This window comes from Saccharospirillum salsuginis (assembly GCF_014651855.1).
Taxonomy (GTDB): Bacteria; Pseudomonadota; Gammaproteobacteria; order Pseudomonadales; family Natronospirillaceae; genus Saccharospirillum; species Saccharospirillum salsuginis.
On sequence record NZ_BMXR01000008.1, the window covers coordinates 240,351 to 262,548 of the forward strand.

18 protein-coding genes are annotated in these 22,198 nt (G+C 61.0%); 9 read left to right on the forward strand and 9 right to left on the reverse strand.

The genetic code is table 11. From position 1 onward, the window contains the following. Positions 1 to 16 precede the first annotated feature (16 nt). The 5 genes from IE111_RS16690 to gatC all read right to left on the reverse strand — a co-directional run bounded on the left by IE111_RS16690 (position 17) and on the right by gatC (position 6,943). On the reverse strand, positions 17 to 727 hold the full coding sequence (locus IE111_RS16690) for a TSCPD domain-containing protein (protein WP_189610811.1): 711 nt from the start codon (positions 725 to 727) through the stop codon (positions 17 to 19). Between the two features lie 2 nt (positions 728 to 729). Next, complete coding sequence (locus tag IE111_RS16695; protein WP_189610813.1) at positions 730 to 2,880, reverse strand: adenosylcobalamin-dependent ribonucleoside-diphosphate reductase; 2,151 nt, start codon at positions 2,878 to 2,880, stop codon at positions 730 to 732. 869 nt (positions 2,881 to 3,749) lie between these two features. Further along, positions 3,750 to 5,183, reverse strand: a complete 1,434-nt coding sequence (gatB, locus tag IE111_RS16700) for an Asp-tRNA(Asn)/Glu-tRNA(Gln) amidotransferase subunit GatB (protein WP_189610815.1) — start codon at positions 5,181 to 5,183, stop codon at positions 3,750 to 3,752. Positions 5,184 to 5,196: 13 nt separating this feature from the next. Beyond that, positions 5,197 to 6,642 carry an Asp-tRNA(Asn)/Glu-tRNA(Gln) amidotransferase subunit GatA gene (gene gatA / locus IE111_RS16705; RefSeq protein WP_189610817.1) on the reverse strand — a complete coding sequence of 482 codons (1,446 nt, stop codon included), beginning with the start codon at positions 6,640 to 6,642 and terminating at the stop codon, positions 5,197 to 5,199. 13 nt (positions 6,643 to 6,655) lie between these two features. Then, entirely contained in the window at positions 6,656 to 6,943 is a 288-nt protein-coding gene (gene gatC, locus IE111_RS16710) for an Asp-tRNA(Asn)/Glu-tRNA(Gln) amidotransferase subunit GatC (RefSeq protein ID WP_189610819.1), read from the reverse strand. Between the two features lie 364 nt (positions 6,944 to 7,307). On the opposite strand from gatC, the gene IE111_RS16715 reads away from it, so the two are divergent. From IE111_RS16715 to IE111_RS16745, 7 genes are all read left to right on the forward strand, one after another. Next, the gene (locus IE111_RS16715; protein WP_189610821.1) at positions 7,308 to 8,342 is read left to right on the forward strand and encodes a rod shape-determining protein; all 1,035 of its coding nucleotides are present in this window, start codon (positions 7,308 to 7,310) and stop codon (positions 8,340 to 8,342) included. Positions 8,343 to 8,372: 30 nt separating this feature from the next. Then, the gene (gene mreC / locus IE111_RS16720; protein WP_189610938.1) at positions 8,373 to 9,248 is read left to right on the forward strand and encodes a rod shape-determining protein MreC; all 876 of its coding nucleotides are present in this window, start codon (positions 8,373 to 8,375) and stop codon (positions 9,246 to 9,248) included. Next, positions 9,245 to 9,733 carry a rod shape-determining protein MreD gene (gene mreD, locus IE111_RS16725; RefSeq protein WP_189610824.1) on the forward strand — a complete coding sequence of 163 codons (489 nt, stop codon included), beginning with the start codon at positions 9,245 to 9,247 and terminating at the stop codon, positions 9,731 to 9,733. The genes mreC and mreD overlap by 4 nt, the downstream gene beginning before the upstream one ends. 25 nt (positions 9,734 to 9,758) lie before the next feature. Next, positions 9,759 to 10,361, forward strand: a complete 603-nt coding sequence (locus tag IE111_RS16730) for a Maf family protein (protein WP_189610826.1) — start codon at positions 9,759 to 9,761, stop codon at positions 10,359 to 10,361. Positions 10,362 to 10,472: 111 nt separating this feature from the next. Beyond that, complete coding sequence (rng, locus tag IE111_RS16735) at positions 10,473 to 11,933, forward strand: ribonuclease G (protein ID WP_189610828.1); 1,461 nt, start codon at positions 10,473 to 10,475, stop codon at positions 11,931 to 11,933. Positions 11,934 to 11,999: 66 nt separating this feature from the next. Next, on the forward strand, positions 12,000 to 15,884 hold the full coding sequence (locus IE111_RS16740) for a YhdP family protein (RefSeq protein ID WP_189610830.1): 3,885 nt from the start codon (positions 12,000 to 12,002) through the stop codon (positions 15,882 to 15,884). A gap of 23 nt (positions 15,885 to 15,907) precedes the next feature. Further along, positions 15,908 to 16,714 (forward strand): carbon-nitrogen hydrolase family protein, encoded by an 807-nt coding sequence (locus IE111_RS16745; RefSeq protein WP_189610831.1) that lies wholly within the window; start codon positions 15,908 to 15,910, stop codon positions 16,712 to 16,714. Positions 16,715 to 16,755: 41 nt separating this feature from the next. Here IE111_RS16745 and IE111_RS16750 read toward each other — a convergent pair whose 3' ends face one another. Beyond that, positions 16,756 to 17,523, reverse strand: coding sequence for an NRDE family protein (locus tag IE111_RS16750; protein WP_189610834.1), 768 nt, complete (start codon positions 17,521 to 17,523; stop codon positions 16,756 to 16,758). 2 nt (positions 17,524 to 17,525) lie between these two features. Next, positions 17,526 to 17,900: a VOC family protein gene (locus IE111_RS16755; RefSeq protein WP_189610836.1), complete on the reverse strand. Its 375-nt coding sequence runs from the start codon at positions 17,898 to 17,900 to the stop codon at positions 17,526 to 17,528. A gap of 240 nt (positions 17,901 to 18,140) precedes the next feature. On the opposite strand from IE111_RS16755, the gene IE111_RS16760 reads away from it, so the two are divergent. After that, a complete protein-coding gene (locus IE111_RS16760; protein ID WP_229805403.1) occupies positions 18,141 to 19,508 on the forward strand; it encodes a pectin acetylesterase-family hydrolase in 1,368 nt (455 codons plus the stop codon). 43 nt (positions 19,509 to 19,551) lie between these two features. Here IE111_RS16760 and IE111_RS16765 read toward each other — a convergent pair whose 3' ends face one another. Together IE111_RS16765 and IE111_RS16770 are read right to left on the reverse strand one after the other, a co-directional pair. Further along, entirely contained in the window at positions 19,552 to 20,190 is a 639-nt protein-coding gene (locus tag IE111_RS16765; RefSeq protein WP_189610840.1) for a hypothetical protein, read from the reverse strand. Positions 20,191 to 20,308: 118 nt separating this feature from the next. Further along, positions 20,309 to 21,115, reverse strand: a complete 807-nt coding sequence (locus IE111_RS16770; protein ID WP_189610842.1) for a DUF1338 domain-containing protein — start codon at positions 21,113 to 21,115, stop codon at positions 20,309 to 20,311. 329 nt (positions 21,116 to 21,444) lie between these two features. On the opposite strand from IE111_RS16770, the gene IE111_RS16775 reads away from it, so the two are divergent. Beyond that, positions 21,445 to 22,197 (forward strand): TVP38/TMEM64 family protein, encoded by a 753-nt coding sequence (locus IE111_RS16775; protein WP_189610844.1) that lies wholly within the window; start codon positions 21,445 to 21,447, stop codon positions 22,195 to 22,197. Position 22,198 lies beyond the last annotated feature (1 nt).

The following is a 22,198-nucleotide window of genomic DNA, read 5'->3' on the forward strand; positions in this document are numbered from 1 at the left end:
ACATGTCAGTCACTCATCAACCGCATTTGGAATCGCCGCAGTTGAGGCAGGTGAGGCAGCCGTCCATGATGATGGCGGCCTTGGTGTTGCACTTGTTGCACAACTGGGCGTCCGGCGGGAAATCGCCCTTGTCGGTCTCGGTGCCGCTGTTTTCAGCCGCCTTGCGGGCCTCGTACTGGGCGCGTTTTTCTTTGATCAGCGCCTGCTGATGCTCGCTCAGACTTTCGTCCTCGATCATGCCGATCGTCTTCAGGTGACTTTCGATCACCTCGCCGATCTCGGCTACCAGCGACGGCATGAACTTGCCACCGCGCTTGAAGTAGCCGCCCTGTGGATCGAAAACGGCACGCAGCTCATCGACAATAAAGGTAATGTCGCCACCCTTGCGGAAGACCGCCGAGATCAACAACGTCAACGCCACCACCCACTGGAAATGCTCCATGTTCTTCGAGTTGATGAAGATCTCGTAAGGGCGACGCTGTTCGTGCTCGGTGCCTTCGTTCAGGATAATGTCGTTGATGGTCACGTACAGGGCGTGCTCCGACAACGGCGTCTTGATTTTATAGGTGGAGCCCATCAGCACCTCCGGGCGCTGGACGGCCTCGTGCATGTGCACGATGTCCGCTTTTTCGGCTTCCTCTTTGGCCTTGGCTTCCTCGGCCCGCTTCTCGGGAGTGATGACCTGGTAGCCAACGATGGGTTTCTCGATCTTTTTCATCTCAGTCATCCTTAGAACTTCCCGTAATAGCCTTCTTTCAGTGCATCGTAGAGGTTGGCGGCGGTGTGGGTCTCGCCGTCGTATTCGATCATTTCATTGCCCTTGGCTTCAAGCACACCACCGTCTTCCAGCTCAAAGCGGTAGGTGGTGTTTTCCAGGTCTTTCTCTTTGACCAGCACGCCCTGGAAAGCCTCCGGATTGAAACGGAAGGTGGTGCAGCCCTTCAAGCCTTTTTCGTAGGCGTAGCGGTAAATGTCCTTGAAGTCCTCGAACTTGTAGTCGGTCGGAACATTGGCCGTCTTCGAGATCGACGAGTCGATCCAGATCTGGGCGGCAGCCTGGATGTCGACGTGCTGCTTGGGCGTGATGTCGTCGGACGTCACGAAGTAGGGCGGCAGCTGAGCGTCCTCGTCCTCGGTGTACGGCATCGCCTTTTCGTTGATCAGCTTGCGGTAAGCCAGCAGTTCGAAGGAGAAGACATCGACTTTCTCTTTGGACTTCTTCTTTTCGCGGATCACGTTACGGCTGTAGTGGTGCGCGAAGCTCGGCTCGATGCCGTTACTGGCGTTGTTCGCGATCGACAGCGAAATGGTGCCGGTCGGCGCGATGGACGAGTGGTGCGTGAAACGGGCACCGACCTTCGCCAACTGGTCGACCAGTTCCGGATCTTCCTGCGCGACCTGTTGCATATAACGGCTGTATTTGGCGTGCAGCAGCTTACCGGGCAGCTTGTCGCCGACCTGGTAACCGTCTTGCAACAACTCCGGACGCAGGCGGGCCATTTCCGGGGTGATCTCGAATTCCTGCTCCAGGATCGGCGCGGGGCCTTTCTCTTTCGCCAGGTCGAGCGCTGTGCGCCAACCGGTCAACGCCATGCCCTTGGTGACTTCTTCGGTAAAAGCGATGGAGTCTTCGTCGCCGTAGGTCATGCCCAGCATGGTGATGGTGGACCCCAGGCCCAGATAACCCATGCCGTGACGGCGCTTGTTGTAAATCTCGTCCTGCTGCTCTTTCAGCGGCAGGCCGTTGATCTCGACCACGTTGTCCAGCATGCGGGTAAAGATGCTGACGACTTCGTTGTACTTGTCCCAGTTGAAACGGGCTTCGGGCGTAAACGGGTTTTCCACGAACTTGGTCAGGTTCACCGAGCCCAGCAGACAGCTGCCGTAGGGCGGCAACGGCTGCTCGCCACACGGGTTGGTCGCGCGGATGGTCTCGCAGAACCAGTTGTTGTTCATCTCGTTGACCTTGTCGATCAGGATGAAGCCCGGCTCGGCGTAGTCGTAGGTCGACGTCATGATGACGTTCCAGACATTGCGCGCTTTCAGTTTCTTGTAGACGCGATGGGCGACGCGGCCTTCCTCGCCCACGACATAACCTTCCTTCACATGCCAGTCTTTCCAGATGACCTGATCCGGGTTGTTGACGTCGAGCCGGTCGCGATCGATCTCTTCCTGGCTGACCGGGAACACCAGCGGCCATTCGTCGTCGTTGAGGACGGCTTCCATGAACTCGCGCGTGATCAGCAGCGACAGGTTGAACTGACGCAGACGGCCGTTTTCGCGCTTGGCGCGAATGAAATCCAGCACATCCGGATGGCTCACGTCGAAGGTCGCCATCTGGGCGCCGCGACGGCCGCCGGCGGAGGAAACGGTGAAACACATCTTGTCGTAGATGTCCATGAAGGACAGCGGACCGGACGTATAGGCGCCGGCACCGGAAACAAAGGCGTTGCGCGGACGCAGCGTGGAGAACTCGTAACCGATACCGCACCCGGCTTTCAGCGTCAGACCGGCTTCATGCACTTTTTGCAGGATGCCGTCCATCGAATCCTCGATGGTGCCGGAAACGGTGCAGTTGATGGTCGACGTCGCCGGCTTGTGCTCCCAGGCACCGGCGTTGGAGGTGATGCGTCCGGCGGGAATCGCGCCGTTTTCAAGCGCCCAGAGGAACTTCTTGCTCCACTCGGTCTGCTTTTTCTTGGTGTCCTCGACCTCGGCCAGTGCTTTCGCCACCCGGGCGAAAGTGGCATGCAGATCGGCATCCACCGGTTCGCCACGGCCGTTTTTCAGGCGATATTTGGCGTCCCAGATGTCGAGAGAAGCCGGCTGATAATCGATGCTGACGCAGTTGTCACGCTCCACTTGAGTGTTTCCGGTCATGTCGCTGTGTCCCTGGTTGCTGGGGTTAACGAAATACTACTTGTAGTGTTTGGCGGCATTCTAGAGCACTAATTGTAGTGCTCCAAGGGGTTTTTTTACCCGTCGGGTATTGACAGCCGCGAGGCCCCGTAACGTGGGGTTTTGGGAGTTTGTAACAATCTGTTACTGGGTTTTGATGTGGTTTCTTACGGTGGTTGGGTTGAGTTGTGTGTCCATGGTTCCGCACGGGGTGGCGGGAACCCCTCAGGGGGTCGCTGCAAGTACGTCCCTGTAAGCTCGGCGGACGACATCCATGTCGTCCGACGTCCCCCAGAGGGGCACCCGCCACCCCGTGCTCGGTTCCGTGGTTGCTCAGCTCCGGGTACGAAAGTAGGTGCCTCGTAGGTCGAATTAGCCCGAAGGGCGTAATCCGACATTGGATCGTGCCAGGGATTCGTGACCCGCAGGCGTATTGTTTTGTGCCACCGTAGGGTTGTTGGATTACGCCCTTCGGGCTAATCCAACCTACTTGTAGACAGTCGTTGACGTTTTTGCCAATAAGTGATGGTGGGCGGTGCCCACCCTACAGTGGAAGGTAGGTTGAGTTGTCGGTGATGGTAGCCCCTGGGGTGGGGGTAGCCCCTCCAGGGGATGTCCGCAGCAGGGACTAAAACGCCAGGAGCGTTTTAGCATGAGCGCAGCGAGCCCGAAGGGTGAATCCCATGGATGGGATTCATATCCTGTGGTCAAGCTTACAGGGATGTATTCACAGCGACCCCAGGAGAGGCTACCCCCACCCCTGGGGCGGGCGATGGCCACTCAATTCCACCGAGCCGCAGGAAGTCAAATCAACCACCGCACCAGACCCCTGGCACAAAGGCCAACCAAACCTACCCCTTCAACTTCTCCTTGAGGATCTGGTTCACCTGTCCCGGGTTGGCCTGTCCTTTGGATGCTTTCATCACCTGGCCGACGAAGAAGCCGAATACCTTCTCCTTGCCACTGCGGTACTGCTCCACCTGATCCGGGTTGGCGTTGATGACCTCGTCGATCATCGCCTCGATGGCGCCGGTGTCGGTCACCTGCTTCAGACCCTGGGCTTCGATCACCTCGTCCGGCGAACCTTCGCCCTTGGCGACAGCCTCGAACACCTTCTTCGCAATCTTGTTCGAGATGGTGTTGTCCTGGATGCGCTGGATCAATTGACCCAGGTATTCCGCACTGACCGGGCTGTCGGTGATGTCCCGCTCGTCGCGGTTGAGCAGTGCCGCCAGTTCGCCCTGGCACCAGTTGGCTGCGAGCTTGGCATCGCCGGTGATCTTGGCGACCTGTTCGAAATAGTCCGCCATCGCCCGGCTCTGGGACAGGACATTGGCGTCGTATTCCGACAGGCCGTGCTCGTCCATGAACCGTTTGACCTTGGCATCCGGCAGTTCCGGCAGGTGTTCGGCCACGGCTTCGATGTAGTCGTGGTCGATCTCGACCGGCAGCAGGTCCGGTTCCGGGAAGTAGCGGTAGTCGTTGGCGAATTCCTTGGAACGCATCGACCGGGTTTCGTTTTTGTCCGAGTCGTACAGGCGGGTTTCCTGGACGATGGTGCCGCCGTCCTCGATCACGTCGATGTGGCGCTGCAGCTCGTGGTTGATCGCCTTCTCGACAAAACGGAAGGAGTTGACGTTCTTGATCTCGGTGCGGGTGCCGAATTCGGTCTGACCCTTGGGCCGGACCGAGACGTTGGCGTCGCAGCGCATGCTGCCTTCGGCCATGTTGCCGTCGGAGATGCCGAGGTAGGTCACAATGCTGTGGATCTTTTTCAGATAGGCCACGGCTTCCTTGGCACTGCGCAGGTCCGGCTCGGAGACGATCTCGAGCAGCGGGGTACCGGCCCGGTTCAGGTCAATGCCGGTCATTCCTTCGAAGTCCTCGTGCAGGGATTTGCCCGCGTCCTCTTCCAGATGCGCCCGGGTCACGCCGATGGTACGGGTGGTGCCGTCGTCGAGGACGATCTCGACATGGCCCTTGCCGACGATGGGATGATCCATCTGGGTGATCTGATAGCCCTTGGGCAGGTCGGGGTAGAAGTAGTTCTTGCGGTCGAACACCGAACGCTTGCCGATTTCGGCGTCAATGGCGAGGCCAAAGGCGACGGCCTTGCGCAGGGCGTTTTCATTGAATACCGGCAGGGCGCCGGGCATGGCCAGGTCGACCAGGCTGGCCTGGGTGTTCGGGTCGGCGCCGAAGCGGATGCTGGAGCCGGAGAAAATCTTGGACTGGGTCGACAGTTGTACGTGAATTTCCAGTCCGATGACGGTTTCCCATTCCATCGTTGGGCCCTTCTCAATTAGGTGTTTTTGTATGCCAGTCCGTGTTCTGCTGGAACTGATGTCCGATATTCAACAGCAGACTCTCGTCGAAATAGTTACCGATCACCTGCATGCCCACCGGCAGGCCGCCCACCTGGCCGCAGGGCAGCGACAAGCCCGGCAGGCCGGCGAGGTTGGTGGACAGGGTGTAGATGTCCTCCAGGTACATCGAGACCGGGTCGTTGGCCTTTTCGCCGATTTTCCAGGCCGGTGACGGGGTGGTCGGGCCGAGGATGACGTCGACTTCGTCGAAGGCGGTCTGGAAGTCGTCGCGGATCAGGCGGCGCAGTTGCTGGGCCTTGTTGTAGTAGGCGTCGTAGTAGCCGGCCGAGAGGGCGTAGGTGCCGACCATGATGCGTCGTTTGACCTCGGCACCGAAGCCTTCGGCGCGGGTGCGCATGTACATGTCCTGCAGGTCGGTCGGGTTTTCGCACCGGTAGCCGTAGCGCACGCCGTCGTAACGGGACAGGTTGGTCGAGGCTTCGGCCGGGGCAATGATGTAGTAGGCCGGAATCGACAGTTCGGTGCGCGGCAGGGAGATGTCCTTGACCACGGCGCCGAGCGATTCCAGGGTCTTGACCGCGTCGTTGACCGCCGCGCGAATGCCGTCGTCCAGGCCGTCGCCGAAGTATTCTTTCGGTAGGCCGATGCGCAGGCCTTTAAGCGGCTGGTTCAGCCGGGCGGAGTAGTCGTCGACGTCGCGCTCCATGCTGGTGGAGTCTTTCGGGTCGAAGCCGGCGAAGGCGTTGAGCATCAGGGCGGCGTCTTCGGCGGTGCGGGTCATGGGGCCGCCACAATCGAGCGAGGAGCCGAAGGCGATCATGCCCCAGCGGGAGACGCGGCCGTAGGTCGGCTTCAGGCCGGTGATGCCGCACAGGGCGGCCGGCTGGCGGATGGAGCCGCCGGTGTCGGTGCCGGTGGCGGCCGCGGCGAGGCCAGCGGATACGGCGACGGCGCTGCCACCGGAGGAACCACCGGGAATGGTCTCGGTGTTCCAGGGGTTGCGGGTCGGGCCGTAGAAGCTGGACTCGGTGGAGGAGCCCATGGCGAATTCGTCGAGGTTGGTCTTGCCGAGCATGACGGTGCCGGCCTCGGCCAGCCGTTCGGTCACGGTGGACTCGTAGGGGGCGACGAAGTTGTCGAGCATCTTCGAGCCGCAACTGGTGCGTACGCCCCGGGTGCAGAAGATGTCCTTGTGGGCGATGGGGATGCCGGTCAGCGGGCCGGCGTTGCCAGCGGCGCGTTGTTCGTCGGCGGCCTTGGCCTGAGCCAGGGCCTGCTCTTCGGTGACGGTGATGTAGGCGTTCAGGTCGCCGTTTTTGGCCTTGATGGCGTCGAGGTAGCTCCGGGTCAGCTCGGTGCTGCTGAACTCGCCGCTGGCCAGTCCGTCCGACAGGTGTTTCAGGGTTTTATCGTGCATGGGCTGTCCTGGCTCACTCAATCACTTTGGGTACGAGGTAGAGGCCGTCCTGGGTGCTGGGGGCCACGGCTTGATAGTCGTCACGGTGATTTTCTTCGGTGACTTCGTCCGCGCGCAGCCGCGCGGTGGCGTCCAGCGGGTTGGACAGCGGTTCGACGCCATCGGTGTCGACGGACTGCATTTTGTCGACCAGGTCCAGAATGCTGGACAGACTGGCGACGGTGTCCGGCATTTCGTCGTCGGTGACCTGCAAACGGGCCAGTTGGGCCACGTTTTCCACCTGGGAGCGGTCTAGGCTCATCGTTGTGGATCTCCTTGATTCAAAAAGGTAAAGCCGCCGCCGGCATACTGCGGCCGTAGGCCAACGCGGAAAAGCGAGGCTGGACGGGCGAGGAGTGGGGCGGGCTTGGCTGTCGAATACCGGTCGGCGTCGGGCACGAACCCGAAAAACATGCCAACACTCTGTAAAAGACGACGCTAAATGTCTGATGGTGCTAAGTTATCATATTTACAGCTTGCCCAAAATCCCTGCCATTGATACATTGCGGGGCTGTTTAATGGGGTTGATAGTAACAGTTAATCATGGGTTGCCATCAGGGAGCCTTGACAGGAGTCCCCACGCCCAATACCCCCCGCGCATTGTTCAGAACTGGAAACGTTTCAACATGTTTAAAAAGATTCGGGGATTATTCTCCAGCGACCTCTCGATCGACCTGGGTACCGCCAACACGCTGATCTACGTCCGTGACCGTGACATCGTGCTGAACGAGCCCTCCGTCGTGGCGGTCCGGCTGACCGGCAACCAGAAAACCGTCGCCGCCGTCGGTGAGGAAGCCAAACGCATGCTGGGCCGCACGCCCGGTAGCATTCAGGCGATCCGTCCGCTCAAGGACGGTGTCATCGCCGATTTTCACGTCACCGAAAAAATGCTCCAGCATTTTATTTCCAAGGTTCACGAGAATTCCTGGTTCGCGCCGAGCCCGCGTGTCCTCGTCTGTGTGCCGTGTAAATCCACCCAGGTGGAGCGCAAGGCCATTCGCGAGTCGGCCTTCGGTGCCGGTGCCCGCGAAGTGTTCCTGATCGAGGAACCCATGGCCGCCGCTATCGGTGCCGGCCTGCCGGTCGAGGAAGCCCGGGGTTCCATGGTCGTCGATATCGGTGGCGGTACCACCGAAATCGCCGTGATCTCCCTGAACGGTGTTGTCTATGCGGAATCCGTCCGTGTCGGCGGCGACCGTTTCGATGAGGCCATCGTCGCCTACATCCGTCGCAACTACGGCTCCCTGATCGGTGAGGCCACGGCCGAGCGCATCAAGATCGAAATCGGCTGCGCCTACCCGGGCACCGAGATTCGCGAAATCGACGTGCGTGGCCGTAACCTGGCCGAGGGCATTCCGCGCAGCTTCACGCTGAACAGCAACGAAGTGCTCGAAGCCCTGCAGGAAAGCCTCTCCGCCATCGTTCAGTCGGTGAAAAGCGCACTCGAGCAAACCCCGCCGGAACTGGCCTCGGACATCGCCGAACGCGGCCTGGTCCTGACCGGTGGCGGCGCCATGCTGCGCGACATCGACAAGTTGCTGAGCGAAGAGACCGGCCTGCCGGTACTGGTCGCCGACGACCCATTGACCTGCGTCGCCCGCGGCGGCGGTCGTGCCCTGGAAATGATGGACGAGCGCGTCTTCGATTTCTTCAGCGACTGATCATTGATGGGAGATTAAGTCATCAAAGCGCTGTTTTCCGCCGGACCACAGCACGGCTACCGCTTGGCGGTGGCGGCCCTGATATCCTTTGCGCTGATGACCCTCGATGCCCGCTTCACCCAGGTCGACTACCTGCGTCAGTCGTTGTCGTACCTGGTGTCGCCGGTCCAGTCGCTGATCAGTCTGCCGACCGACATGGTCGAATGGTCCAGCCGCACCTTCGCCGAGCGCGACGAACTGCTGGAAGAGAATCGCTCTCTGCGCAGCCAGGTTCTGGTGCTGCGCCAGAAAGTGCAGCAGTTGGCCGTCCTGCAGGCCGAGAATCAGCGTCTGCGCCGCCTGCTGGGGGCCACCGAGCGTTTCGACGCCGCCTATGTGACGGCGGAAATGATCAGTGTCGATCCGGATCCGTTCACGCATCAGGTCATCATCAATCGCGGAGCCCAGGACGGTGTCTACGTCGGTCAGGCCGTGCTGGACGCCACCGGTCTGTTCGGCCAGGTCATCCAGGTGAATTCCCTGACCGCCCGTGTCCTGCTGGTCGCGGACGCCAACCATGCGGTGCCGGTACAGGTCAATCGTAACGGCATGCGCAGCATCCTGGTCGGCACCGGCGATCTGAACGTGCTGCAGATGGAGTTCGTTCCTGATACGGCCGATATCAAGATCGGAGACTTGCTGATGACCTCCGGGTTGGCGGGCCGTTTCCCGGAAGGTTATCCGGTGGCCGAGGTGCAGGCCATTGAGCACGATCCCGGTGAGCCCTTTGCCCATATCCGCGCCAAGCCGCTGGCACAACTGGCCCGCAGCCGGTCATTGTTGCTGGTGTTCGAGCGCGAGAGCGACGACGAAGAGGCCGCCACCACCGCCAATGCCGAATCGGACAACGCGGAGGTCGACGAATGAATCCCCGTCCCGCCAATGCCCTCTGGGTGATTCCGGTCAGCTTCTTTATCGCCTATTTGCTCGCCCTGGTGCCGTTGCCGCAGATGTTCGCCCTGGCCCGTCCGGACTGGGTCGGTCTGTTCCTGATCTTCTGGGTACTGGTTCTGCCCGAACGGGTCGGCATTTTCGTCGGCTTTTGCATCGGGCTCCTGCAGGATGTCCTGATGGGGACCTTCCTCGGCACCTTCGCGCTGGCGTACAGTACCCTGGCCTATCTGGTACTCTTGCTGCATCAGCGACTGCGCATGTACCCGTTGTTGCAGCAGGCCCTGGTCGTCTTCCTGATCATTGCCATCAGCCAGATCCTGGTGCAATGGTGCAAGGATTTGTTCACAACCGGCATCACCGGTGAAATGCATCTGATACCTTCGGTGGTATCGGCCTTGCTGTGGCCCTGGATCTTCGTGATGATGCGGGCACTGCAGATCCGCTTGCGGGTGCAATGAAAGCCATGTTGATCGAGGAGTGCGCATGACGGTGTATCTGGCGTCCCAATCGCCACGTCGCAAAGAATTACTGGCCTCGCTGGGGGTGACCTTCGAGGTGCTGCCGATCGAGGTCGACGAGCAGATACAGACCCTGGAAGGGGCCGAGGACTATGTCGCCCGCGTGGCCCGGGACAAAGCCCGGGCCGGCCTCGACACCCTGGCCCAGCGTGGCGAATCCGGCGCATTGGTCATCGGCTCCGATACCGCCGTCGTGGTCGATCGCGACATTCTGGGCAAGCCGACCGGTTACGACGACTACGCCGATATGATGGAAAAGCTCTCCGGTCGCGCCCATTCGGTCATGACGTCCGTGGCGCTGGCAACGCACGAACACATCGACGTGCGCATCGTCACCTCACGCGTGGTGTTCGCGGACCTGATGCCGGATCAGATCCGCGTCTACTGGGAAACCGGTGAACCGGCGGACAAAGCCGGCGGCTATGCGGTACAGGGGCTGGCCTCGGTGTTTATCAAACGGATTGAGGGCAGTTATTCGGCCATTGTCGGCCTGCCGCTGCGCGAGATGGCCCAGATGTTGACGGCACAGGGCGTACCGGTCTGGTCCGGAGCGTTGGCGTCGGTGTGAGAACAGATTGTCCCTCCCGAAGCGTCGGACCGCCCTAACCCTCTCCCGCTGGGAAAGGGGTTGGGGTGGTCCGACACGTCGGAGAGGGTCAAACCAATAAGGATACCGGTTATGAATTCAGAGATTTTGGTCAACGTCACCCCCATGGAAACCCGGGTGGCGGTCGTGGAGAACGGCGCGGTTCAGGAGCTCTACATGGAGCGTGCCCAGACACGCGGCATCGTCGGCAACGTCTATCGTGGTAAGGTCGTGCGGGTACTGCCCGGCATGCAGGCCGCTTTTGTCGATATCGGTCTGGACCGGGCCGCTTTTATCCATGCCTCGGACATCGATCAGAGCCGGGGCGAGAACGACGCCCACAAACCGATCCAGTCGCTGGTGCGCGAAGGTCAGTCCATCACCGTCCAGGTGATCAAGGACCCGATCGGCACCAAGGGCGCCCGTCTGACCACCCACCTGTCCATTCCCTCCCGCTACCTGGTGTACATGCCGGACACCAATCACATCGGCGTGTCGCAACGCATCGACGGCGATGAAGAGCGGGACAGGCTGCGCACTCTGGTCACCAAGGTGAAAGCCGACGAGGAGATCGAGAAGGGCGGCTACATACTGCGCACCGCGGCCGAAGGCATCGGCGAAGCCGAGATACAGTCCGACCTGAATTATTTGAAGCGGGTGTTCCGGGTGTTGGGCGAGCGCATCAAGGAGATCGAAGGGCCAGCGATCATCTACGAAGACCTGCCGCTGTATTTGCGCGTCGCACGGGACCTGGTTCGCGCCGATGTCGAAAAGATCCGCATCGATTCGAAGGAAACCTTCACCAAAGTCATCGACTTTGTGCGCAAGTACACGCCCGAAGTCGAGCCGGTGTTCGAGTACTATCCGGGAGAGCGGCCCATCTTCGATCTGTTCTCGGTCGAGGACGAGATCGGCCGTGCGCTCGGGCGCAAGGTGGATCTGAAATCCGGCGGCTACCTGATCATCGACCAGACCGAAGCCATGACCACGGTGGACGTCAACACCGGCGCCTTTGTCGGGCACCGCAACCTCGAGGAGACGATTTTCAAGACCAACCTCGAAGCGGTGACCTCCATTGTTCGTCAATTGCGGCTGCGCAACCTGGGCGGCATTATCATCATCGATTTCATCGATATGGAAGACTCCGAGCATCAGCGTCAGGTCTTGCGGATGCTGGAAAAATACCTGGAAAAAGACCATGCGAAGAGCAAGGTCACCGGCGTCTCCGAACTCGGCCTGGTCGAAATGACCCGCAAGCGCACGCGTGAAAGTCTCGAACACATGCTGACCGAGACCTGCGGTGTCTGTAACGGCCGTGGCCGTGTAAAGTCCGCGCAAACGGTCTGCTACGAAGTGTTTCGTGAAATCCTGCGCGAGGAACGCGCCTATAATACCGACCAGTATCTGGTACTGGCCTCGCAGGAAGTGGTGGACCGGTTGCTGGACGAGGAATCGTCCAACGTGGCCGACCTGGAGGATTTTATCGGCAAGCCGATTCGTTTTCAGGTCGAGCCGATGTACACCCAGGAACAATTCGACGTTATCCTGCAATAACGGTCATCGCTCGCCCGCCGCCATAGCCGGGCCGGTTTCTTTTTATTTGTGTAGTTGAGCATCGTCATGGCCGCCTCATCATTCTTTAAAACCCTGGGCACCGTTCTGCTGAAGGTGGCGGCCTTTTGGGTGCTCCTGGTGGCGGCCTACCTCGCACTGGGGCGTCAGTTTTTTCCCTACATCGAACGCTACACCGATCAGGTCGAGGCGATACTGAGCCAGCAACTGGGCACCGATGTCAGCATCGGTGAGTTGACCGGGGAATGGCGTCAGTTCAATCCCATTCTGATCGCCGAGCGTGTTCGCATCGGCGATACGCTGGCGGTACGACGTGTTCTGGTGGAACCTTCCCTGCTGCAATCCCTGGTCAATTTATCGCCGGTATTCAAGCGCTTCGAGTTGACCGGTTTCATCGCCCGTTTGGAGCAACAACCGGACGGCTGGCGCATGACGGGTCTGACCGGGGCCAGCCCGGGTGACCGCCTGTCCATCGACCGACTCAGTGCCCTGTTGCGCCAGCAGCGGGAGGTCATGTTCGAGGAAGTACGGCTGCAAATCGAACCCCGGTATCTGCCGGGGATGACCGTGGTGATGGATCAGGGACGGATGACCGGCTATGGCGAGGACAACTGGCTGCGCGCCAACGCCCGCTTGCTGTATAACGACCTGGAAGTGCCGTTGGAACTGCAGCTGGAAAGCACGTTGCAAGCCGGTGACTACGACGTCGAGCTCTATGCCCGTCACGGCCAACTGGATTTTGCGCCCTGGCTGGCGACGCGTTGGCCGGGTATGTCCGAACTGCACATGGCCGGCGAGTACTGGGCCCATCTTGAGAATAACAGCTGGCAGAATCTGACGGTGCGACTGTTCGGCGATCGCACGCGTCTGGCGGGTACCGAGTCCGATCTGGTCCTCAGCGATATCGAAACCGAGCTCTATGCCGAACGCACCACCAACGGGTTCGATCTTTGGGTGAATCACCTGGGGCATCGACTGCAAGTCGGCGGGCGGGCAGCGCGTGACAGCGCTCCCGTCAAGGCGCGGCTCAGTAAGCGGGGCACCCAGTGGCAGGCGCAATGGGACCGGCTGCCGGTCGCGCCGCTCAGTGGCTGGCTGGCGCTGAACGATGGCAGCCGGTTCTGGTCCAATGCGTTCCCGACCGGGCAATTGCGGCAGGGCAAACTCACCGTCAACACCGAGGACTGGCAAAGCCTGCGCCTGACGGCCGAGGTCACCGAGGCCACTTTGCGGCCCTATGCCGGTATTCCCGGCATCGATCGTATCCAGGGCGACTTGCGTGTCGAGGGTCCGGTGGCCCGCCTGAATTACGACCAACCGAACGTCACTGTGGCCCTGCCGGACCTGTACCGGGGCGACTTCCGGTTCAATCGGTTGAACGGGCATCTGAACGCGCGCTGGTGGCCCGGTCTCGGCGTTCAGTTGGAAGGCCGGAACCAGGGCCGGGTCGCGCCGGACGCAGGTCAGGAAAACCCGGTATCGGTCAGCAATCATTGGCAGGTCGATTTGCCGCCACCGTCCGTCGTTGCCGACGGTGAGCGGGAAGTGAATCTAAGGCTGGCCATCGAAGCCCCCGAAGCCGACAGAGACTGGGCGGTCCGTCTGACCCCCGATGAACAGATCGGTCCGATCGCCAAACCCTGGATTCGCGACAACCTCCTGGCGGCCGATCTGAGCGACCTCCAATTTGTCTATGCCGGCGGGTTTCGCGAAGGCAGGCCGGTGCAGGCTGAAATCGGCTTGACCGGTCGCTTCGATCAGGCCCGAGTGCAATTCGATGAAGCCTGGCCGGTGATCGAGCAGGGGAGTGGTCGTGTCGGCCTCAATCTGGCCTCGCTGACGGTCTCGGCCGAGACGGGCCGAATGGGCGGCATCGAGTTGGAGCAGGGAACCCTGCGTCTGCCGTTCCAGGACAACCGGGTGAACATGACACTGGACGCTACCGGCGACAGTGGCGAGGCGCTGGCCCTCTTTCAGGATGGCCCTCTGGCCGAGCTGGGTCAGGGCGTCGTGGACGACTGGCGGACCGAAGGCCGGGCCCGTGCCCGGCTGGATCTGTCCGTCCCGTTCGATGGCGGGGTTCCGGAAGTCCGTCTGACGGGGCGACTCGACGGTACCCGACTGGTTATGCCGGAATACGATCTGGACATCCGCGGGATTGAAGGGGACATCAATTACAACGACCGCCAGGGGCTCTTCGCCGAGCAACTGATCGGTCAGGTGTTCGGCACGCCTCACCGGCTGGCCTTGCGAACGGAAGAAAACGAATTGGGCATGGCCGTTGAACTGGACGTCGAGGGCGATACGCCGCTGGACGGTTGGGGGCGCTGGCTGGGTGATCCCTGGCTGGCGGCCCAGGCCTACCGGGTGCCGGCCGAGGCTCGCATTCGCATCGAGCCCGACGGGACCGACATCAACATTCGTTCGACGTTGCTGAACCTGCCCCTGGATGCGCCCGAACCCCTGGGTAAAGCCGCGAACGAAGCCGAGGAACTGGCCCTGCGTATCCGCTTCGACCAACGCGACTGGATGCGCCTTGATGTCGACTACAACCGCGACCTGGACGCCTATTTCGAATTCGATGCCAACCAGACTCTGCAGCGGGGCAGTGTCGCACTGGGTCGGCCGCTCAAGGTGCACGATGACAGCGGCGTTTTCTTCGACGCCCATCTGGACCGGGCGGACGTCGAAGCCTGGTGGAATGCCATCGACAGCGTCATCGGGCACTACACAACCGAGAACAGCGGCGAAGTGGATGCCAGCCAGACCGATTGGGTGCGGGAAATCAATCTGTCGGGCGGGCAATGGACCTACCTCGGCCTGGACTGGAACGAGCCGACCGTCCAGGTACAGCGCAACAGCGACGCCTGGCTTGCCAATGTCGAGGCCCGGGAGGGGCGCGGTCGCATCCTGATTCCGCACAAAGACGAACCCCTGTTCGCCGATATCGCCTTCCTGTCGCTGACCACGCCCGATGGCACCGAACCGGACGAGACCGAGCTGGAGGATGAAGTCGACCCGCTGCGACAGGCCCGGCCCAGCGATGTGCCGGCCATGAGCATCCAGGTGGCCCAGCTGTCGATCGACGACCGGGACTTCGGCAACTGGCGGGCGGAAGTGGTGCAGGGCGAGGGTGAAGTGCGCGCGGAGAATCTGGTCGGCGACATGACCGGTGCGCGCCTGGGCGGCACCCTGGTGTGGCGCTATGAGGACGCCGCCCATCGCAGCCGTTTCGACGGCGACGTGACCACCGGTAATATCAATACCCTGTTGCGCAGTTGGGGCTATGCCCCGGTTCTGGTCAGTGAAAACGGGCAGTTCGAGCTGGATCTCGACTGGGCCGGCAGCCCGGCGTTCTTCGATTTCGCCCGCCTGCGCGGCCGCATCGGCCTGCAGTTGAACAACGGCGCCATACTTGAGTTGGACGAATACGAAGGTGTCAAACTCATCGGCCTGCTCAACTTCACCCGGGTCTTGCGTCGCCTGGCGTTGGACTTTTCGGATCTGATCCGCGATGGCATCACTTACGACACCATCGAAGGTGAACTGCTGTTCGACCGGGGCTTCGCTCGGGTCGGCGAGAAGCTCGTGATTGACGGTCCGGCCACCAAATTCCGGTTCAGCGGCGATGCCGACCTGATACGGGATCAACTGGACGTCGACATGGTGATGACAGTGCCCCTGTCGAGTACCTTCCCGCTGGTGGCCCTGCTGGCCGGCGTGTCTCCGCAGGCCGCCGCCGCCATCTACGTGACCGAGCGCGTGTTCAACAACGAACTGGAACGACTGAGTTCGGCTCGAATGCACGTCACCGGCTCGCTGGACGAGCCCGAGATCCGCTTCTATCGTGTGTTCGACAACAGCAGCGGGCAACAGGCCCCCAGTGTCGGCGACCGCTTGAAAAACGTGGTTCCCGGCAGCAACAATCCCTGAGACCGAAGGGAGAGCGAACGTTTATGAAATGGTATCTGGCACAGATGATCAGCGGTCCCTCCGTGGAGACCAATCTCGATGACGTTCGGCGGCATTTCGAACAGGCCGCGGATGCCGGCTGCGATGCGATTCAACTGCCTGAAATGTTCGCGCTGTTCGGCGTGAAGGAAAACTCCTTCATCGCCAATTTCGAATCCGACTTCACCGGTCCGGTGGGTACGCCGTTGCGTGAGATGGCCCGTGAATTCGGCCTGTGGGTCGTCGCGGGTACGGTACCGGTTCGCGTTCGCGAGGAATCCAAACCCAGAGCCCGTTTGCATGTGCTCGATGCCGAGGGCGAAGTGCGCGCTCACTACGATAAAATCCATATGTTCGACGCCGTCGTCGGCGACGCCCAGGGTCGCTATCGCGAATCGGATCAGTACCAGTCCGGCGGCGAACCGGTGACGGTGGACACGCCCTGGGGTCGCTGGGGGCTCACCGTGTGTTACGACCTGCGCTTCCCGGAGCTCTACCGAAAGTTGCGGGACGAGGACGTGGACACCTTCGTCGCCCCCTCCGCGTTCACCTGGTCGACCGGCCGGGCGCATTGGGAAGTCCTGTGCCGGGCGCGCGCGATCGAAAACCTGTGCTATGTCGTGGCCACCAACCAGGGCGGCCAGCATGACGCCAAACGCCGAACCTGGGGTCATTCCATGGGCGTCGATCCCTGGGGCGAAGTCAGTCAGGTGGGCGAAGGCGAAGCCGGGCTGGTGTACGACACCGATCTGGATCGTCTGGCCGAATGGCGGGACAACATGCCGGTGCAGGAACATCGGCGGCTGCGTTAACCCGTTCAGACCGACCTGACGATCGATCGGGTTGCCGGGTTCTACCGCCTGTTCCAGCTAAAATCGCGATCCTGCCGAATCCCGCCGGACGCATCCAGTTCGATCTCTTTCACACCCACAAAACCCCGACGGTCCATCCGCACCCAGGTCCGGCAGCGGGTGCCGTACCGTTCACCCGTTATCGTCTGCGCGGACAGCTGCCGTTCCCATTCCAGCGGCACGCCGGTATCCGGCAGTTGCGAATCGTCCGCCGCTTGCCGGTCCGTCAGGATATCCAGGTCGTCGATCAGGCCCTGCTCGAACCGCTCGGTGTGCTCGGCCATCTGACGGGATGCCTTTCGGGTCTTCGGCCAGGGCGTATTCAAGGCGTCGTTGCTGAGGGTGTGAATGCCGGCGTCCAACCATTGACCGTCCGGATGGTTGGAGCTGAACCAGAACAGTCGCTCGCCGTCGCCCAGAACCAGGTTGAAACCACCGTACTCGGGCAGGTACTCGGCCACATCGCGATGGAAAGCCTCGATGCTCAAGTGTTCGTTCAGAAACCGAATCGGCAGCTCGCCCCGACTGCGGGAACCGGTTTTGCCGATGTACCCCGGGCGGATGTTGGTCAGCAGGGCGAAGCGGCCGTTCTGGTCGATCGCGAGCCAGGTGCCGCCAGCCTTGAGGTCTTTTCCGGCGAGCAGGTCGCGATCGGCACCGGGCCACCAGTGCATCGGATGGGTCGGGCGTTCGCGGAATTCGTCACGGTTGGCGACCAGCAACAAAGGCCACTCATGGTCGGGCCGCCAGTTGAGAACCATCAGACACATACCTAGCGCTCCGGGCTGTGCAGGGCGATGCGGTTGCCCTCGCTGTCGAGGACGATGGCGCGATAGCCATAGGGCTCGATGGATTGAATGTCCTGCAGGATACGGCCTCCGTTCAGTTTGGCCTGGCTCAGGGCCTGATCCAGCCGGCCGGCGCAATTGAAATAGGGCAGGGGCCCGTAACCCTGGCCGGTCTCGGAGGGTTTTTCGATCAGGGCGCAGGAGACGCCGCCGGGGCTGCGCACGACAGCCATGGGGTTGTTCGGCCGATAGTCGTCGAGGGTCCGGTTCAAAACCTGACGATAGAACGTCAGCGCCCGGTCCAGGTCGGCGACGGGGATGTCCATCCAGACCAGTGTGTGCTCGGAATTGGAGGCCATAGGGGTTCCGGTAGAGCATTCGGGCTCCGAGGGTACTGCAAAGCGGTGGCGACGGGTAGTGAAACGCGGAGTTGCGAATGGGGAAGGGCCGTCTAGCCTCAGAAACACCCGTTGCCGTTCCAGCGGTTCCGGTCCGCCAGGGTGGGCGCCGTTGAATCCAGGATGCCGATCGGATGGAGGCGGGTTACTAAAAACGATTGGAGGGAATCCCAGATGTCATACACATCAATAAGAACAACCGTGTTTACAGCCTTCATCGCTCTGGCCTCGCTGTCCGCCCAGGCGGAACCGGGCGATTATTCGTTCTGGCAGACGCTTGGCTATCTGTTTTCGCCGGCCGAGGCGGACTACCCGGTGACGGAAGCGGAACGCCAGGCGCAACCCTATCCGCTGACGACCAACCCCGAGGCGGTGGACGACGGTTTCAGGCCGGGGGCCTACCTTGAATGGCAAACCGTCGAATTGCATCCGAGTACCGGCGCCCTGTGCGGTAATGGCTCGCCGTACAAATTCTTCGTCAATCGCGTCGCCCACACCAGCAATACGGTGGTCTACATGGAAGGCGGCGGTGCCTGCTGGGACTACGAGAGCTGTACCGGGCAGACCGGTATTCGCGGCGCCCGCAACCCCGATGGCATCCCGGACGATTACATGAGCCTGTTGAACCCGTCCGCCACCCTGGTCAGCCCGTTCGTGTTCCGTCTGCATCCGTGGACGTCCACGAAGTCCCAGAACTGGAACATGGTGTATGTTCCCTATTGCACCGGCGACATCTACGCCGGCGATCGCGTGGCCCTGTATGAGGATCCTTCCGGCGAGAACGAGCCCCTGGTGTGGTATCACAACGGGCTCAAGAATATGCGGGCTGTGACCGGCTGGCTGCGGGACAACCTGCAACGCAGTGGCCAGATGCTGGTAACCGGGTGCAGTGCCGGGGGTGCGGGCAGCATTGCCAACTATCATCCGCTGCGGCGTGATCTGGCGCCCGGGCGCAGTTACATGATCAACGACAGCGGTCCGATTTTCCCCGCGCCCAGAACGGCGAGCGATGCCGACTACCCGTCGTTGCGACTGCACGAGACCATCCGCGATGTCTGGGGATTGGACGACGGACCGCTCGAATACCTGCAATCGGAGCTGGTGTACTTCGATCTGAACGACATGGGCACGCTGTACGCCGCGCTCGCCGAACGCTACCCCGACGACCGGCTCGGGCAGACGCATTTCTGGGAAGACCTGAACTATTCCTCGTATTCGTACGAGCGGTTCTACGAGGACATTTACGACGAGACCGATCCGGATCTGCGTGAGGCCCGCATCCACGAACGTTGGTACCAGGACACCGAGCAACTGAAAACCCGGTTGCAAGCCTACGATAACTGGGGCTATTACCTGCCGCGCTTCCGCAACGTCAACGAAAGCCATTGCACCACCATCATCGAGTTCAACAACAGCGATATCCAGCAAGCCGGCTTGGAGCTGGGGGATTTCGTGAACAATGTGATGGAAGGCAGTGGTGCGGTGATGCAGGCATCTGAAACCGATACCGTCAGTGACTATCAGAAAGGATTTAATCTGTTGTATTGGTTGCTGGATCAGGCACTGTAATTCTACAGGGTTGTCGGGTTACGCGCTGACGCGCTGACCCGACCTACCGGTAGGCGGCCTGACGGGCTTCGGCGAGCCGACGGGCCAGGTATTCGTTGCGGGTGAGGCCATCGGGATAGTGCTCCATGGCCATAACTTCCCGGACGATCTCGGCTTCCCGTGTCTTGTAGTTTTGGAATTCAGGATCCGGGTTGGCTCGAAAGGCCGCCAGCCGGGCTTTGCGTTCCCGGTCATACCGCTCGATCAGGGCGAGCCCATCCGCTTTCGCCTGTGCATCGTCACGCTCGATCAACGCCAGTCTCAAGGCCAGTGCTTCGCCCGCACTCAGCTTGTTCTCCGCTTCCAGTTGGTTCAACTGACGCCGCAACTCCACTTCCCGATAATCCTGTTCCGATGGCGTCAAAGCGTCGCGTGTGTCCAGATACTCTCTAACGGCATCGCTGACCCGGAACAGGCGTCGATATTCTTCGTAAGCCAGAAATGCCCGCTGATTCTGCGTTTGAGTGGACGAGGTCGAGTCGGACCCTTGGGTAGAGAGAGCGGATTCGGGGGAGGAACGCAGGGACGTTGGGGGTGTGTGTGACGCCGGGGGAGCGTCATTCGTGTTCGCATCGAGTCCATACCACCCGATGGAAACGGCGGTGAGTGCGGCCAGGCCGCTGCCGATCCAGATGCGTTTCATCGTTGCCACCTCTACCTTGAACGACTCTGAGAGTCGGTCCCTAAAGACGCGGAAACGCGTCACCGTCAGGCAGTGTAGCACCGAAAAAAGGGGCGGGGCGGGCCCGCCCAACACACCATCAGCTGTTGCGCATATCGGTGGATTCGAAAATCTTGTCGGCGCTGGCGGCGACGAAGCCCTGGTACAGGTTGCCTTCGTCATCCAGGTAACGTTTGGCGAATTCGTAATAGCAGGTGGAGACGTCGTGAACCGCTCCGCCCTTGAAGGTGAACGGCATCACGCTGGCCTTGGTCGAGCCCTGTTCCAGCAGCACCGCCGGCGACCCTTTTACCCGACCGCCGCTTTCGTTCACCTTGAAGCCGAGTTCTTCGACCAGGGCGTTCATTTCTTCGATGCCGTTGATCTGGTTCAGGGCGTTCACGTTGATGGTGAAGTGATTGCAGCGCAAGCCGATGACGCTCAGCCAGGCGGCGTATTCGCTCTCGTCGGCCAGTTCCTGATATTCCTCGTAGCTCGGTACTTCCCAGAGCGGTCCGCGCCAGAACACGCTGGCGTCCTTGATGTCGCTCGGGTCGATCTGGTCGACGAGGCGGCGAACAATCGCCTGGGCATTGTCGGACAGTTCTTCCACCCGCAGTTCACTCAGGAAGATGCGCGGCAGGTCGTCGCGCGGCGGGATGTAGCCGTAAGCGTCGAGTTTCTTGGCCGGGAAGTTGTAGGGTTCGTAACGGGTGTAGCCCATATGCAGAATGAACGGCTCCAGATCCTTCAGGCGAATCGGGCCGATGTTGAAGGTGCGGAAGGCGACATGGTCGTTCAGGACTTGCTCGCCGCGGGATTTGAGGGCGTCGGCGATGGCCTCGGCCTGGGGCGTCATGTTGATGTAGTCCTGCCACAAGTTGTCGTAAAAGGTCTCGATGTTCATGCGTGTCTCCTGAAAGAGGTAGGGCGTCAAACCTGGCCGGCAGTCTACGCCGTTCGCGGGGGTGCGGTTATCACCGGCACGCCAGGGGTTTTATTCGGGGCGACGTCAGACGATATAGCCACTATAGCCGCTATAGGTAAATCCGATGGCTTGAAACTGAACGAACCGGCGTCATGGTGCGCAGTGCGCACCCTACGGATAGGGCGGAGCGCAATGTGCACACCGGGGTCCGGGTGGCGTATGTATAGAACCTTGCTAACCCGCTGGTTCCACCTACAGTGAGTGGACGGCCATACATTAAGTTACACAGTCGCGGATAAGGAAAGCCAATGGACGAGACCGAGACCAACATTCGATTGCCGCGCAAGGTGTCTCCGATCTGGGGCATCCTGGCGAGCATCCTGTTCGTGGGCGCGGTACTGGGCGTGCTGGTGTACTTCGGGGTGCATGAGCAGGTGGTGGTGCTGCTGCGCTGGGTGGACGCGCAAGGCTTTTGGGGACCGGTGATGTTCATCCTCGTGATGGCCCTGGTCATCGTGTTTCTGTTGCCGGGGGTGTTGTTCACCACCGGCGCCGGCTTCGTGTTCGGGGTGTTGGAAGGCACGATCTATGTGGTTGTCGGGTCCACGCTGGGCGCGGCCGTCGCTTTCCTGATTTCCCGGTATTTCTTCGGCCATCGCGCGGCGGCTTTCGTCCGTTCGCAGGCCAAGCTCAATCTGGTCAGTCAGGAGATGACGCCGAACGGTTGGAAGATCGTACTGCTGACGCGATTGATCCCTTTCTTCCCGAGCAAGTTGTCGAATTATTTTTTCGGCCTGACCAAGTTTTCATTCCAGGGTTATGTTGTTGGGACCCTGATCGGTTTTACCCCGTTTTCCCTGCACAACGTCTACCTCGGTTCGCTGGCGGCGGACATCACCACCCTCGGGGTGCGCAACACCGGGCGCACGCCGCTGGAGTGGACACTTTATGGTGCCGGTTTCGTGGCGACGCTGATCGCTGTGGTTTATCTCAATCGACTGGCGCGCCGAGCCCTGGCCCGTTACACCGATACTGACAACCTGACGGAGGACGCACCGTGAG

What these genes read in the sequence shown, in the direction of transcription:
- IE111_RS16730 (WP_189610826.1), top strand. Translation starts at nt 9,759, where the DNA reads ATGACGGTGTATCTGGCGTCCCAATCGCCACGTCGCAAAGAATTACTG.
- mreD (WP_189610824.1), top strand. Translation starts at nt 9,245, where the DNA reads ATGAATCCCCGTCCCGCCAATGCCCTCTGGGTGATTCCGGTCAGCTTC.
- IE111_RS16775 (WP_189610844.1), top strand. Translation starts at nt 21,445, where the DNA reads ATGGACGAGACCGAGACCAACATTCGATTGCCGCGCAAGGTGTCTCCG.
- gatB (WP_189610815.1), bottom strand. Translation starts at nt 5,183, where the DNA reads ATGGAATGGGAAACCGTCATCGGACTGGAAATTCACGTACAACTGTCG.
- IE111_RS16765 (WP_189610840.1), bottom strand. Translation starts at nt 20,190, where the DNA reads ATGAAACGCATCTGGATCGGCAGCGGCCTGGCCGCACTCACCGCCGTT.
- IE111_RS16690 (WP_189610811.1), bottom strand. Translation starts at nt 727, where the DNA reads ATGACTGAGATGAAAAAGATCGAGAAACCCATCGTTGGCTACCAGGTC.
- gatC (WP_189610819.1), bottom strand. Translation starts at nt 6,943, where the DNA reads ATGAGCCTAGACCGCTCCCAGGTGGAAAACGTGGCCCAACTGGCCCGT.
- IE111_RS16695 (WP_189610813.1), bottom strand. Translation starts at nt 2,880, where the DNA reads ATGACCGGAAACACTCAAGTGGAGCGTGACAACTGCGTCAGCATCGAT.
- IE111_RS16770 (WP_189610842.1), bottom strand. Translation starts at nt 21,115, where the DNA reads ATGAACATCGAGACCTTTTACGACAACTTGTGGCAGGACTACATCAAC.
- IE111_RS16715 (WP_189610821.1), top strand. Translation starts at nt 7,308, where the DNA reads ATGTTTAAAAAGATTCGGGGATTATTCTCCAGCGACCTCTCGATCGAC.
- IE111_RS16755 (WP_189610836.1), bottom strand. Translation starts at nt 17,900, where the DNA reads ATGGCCTCCAATTCCGAGCACACACTGGTCTGGATGGACATCCCCGTC.
- IE111_RS16750 (WP_189610834.1), bottom strand. Translation starts at nt 17,523, where the DNA reads ATGTGTCTGATGGTTCTCAACTGGCGGCCCGACCATGAGTGGCCTTTG.
- IE111_RS16745 (WP_189610831.1), top strand. Translation starts at nt 15,908, where the DNA reads ATGAAATGGTATCTGGCACAGATGATCAGCGGTCCCTCCGTGGAGACC.
- rng (WP_189610828.1), top strand. Translation starts at nt 10,473, where the DNA reads ATGAATTCAGAGATTTTGGTCAACGTCACCCCCATGGAAACCCGGGTG.
- gatA (WP_189610817.1), bottom strand. Translation starts at nt 6,642, where the DNA reads ATGCACGATAAAACCCTGAAACACCTGTCGGACGGACTGGCCAGCGGC.
- IE111_RS16740 (WP_189610830.1), top strand. Translation starts at nt 12,000, where the DNA reads ATGGCCGCCTCATCATTCTTTAAAACCCTGGGCACCGTTCTGCTGAAG.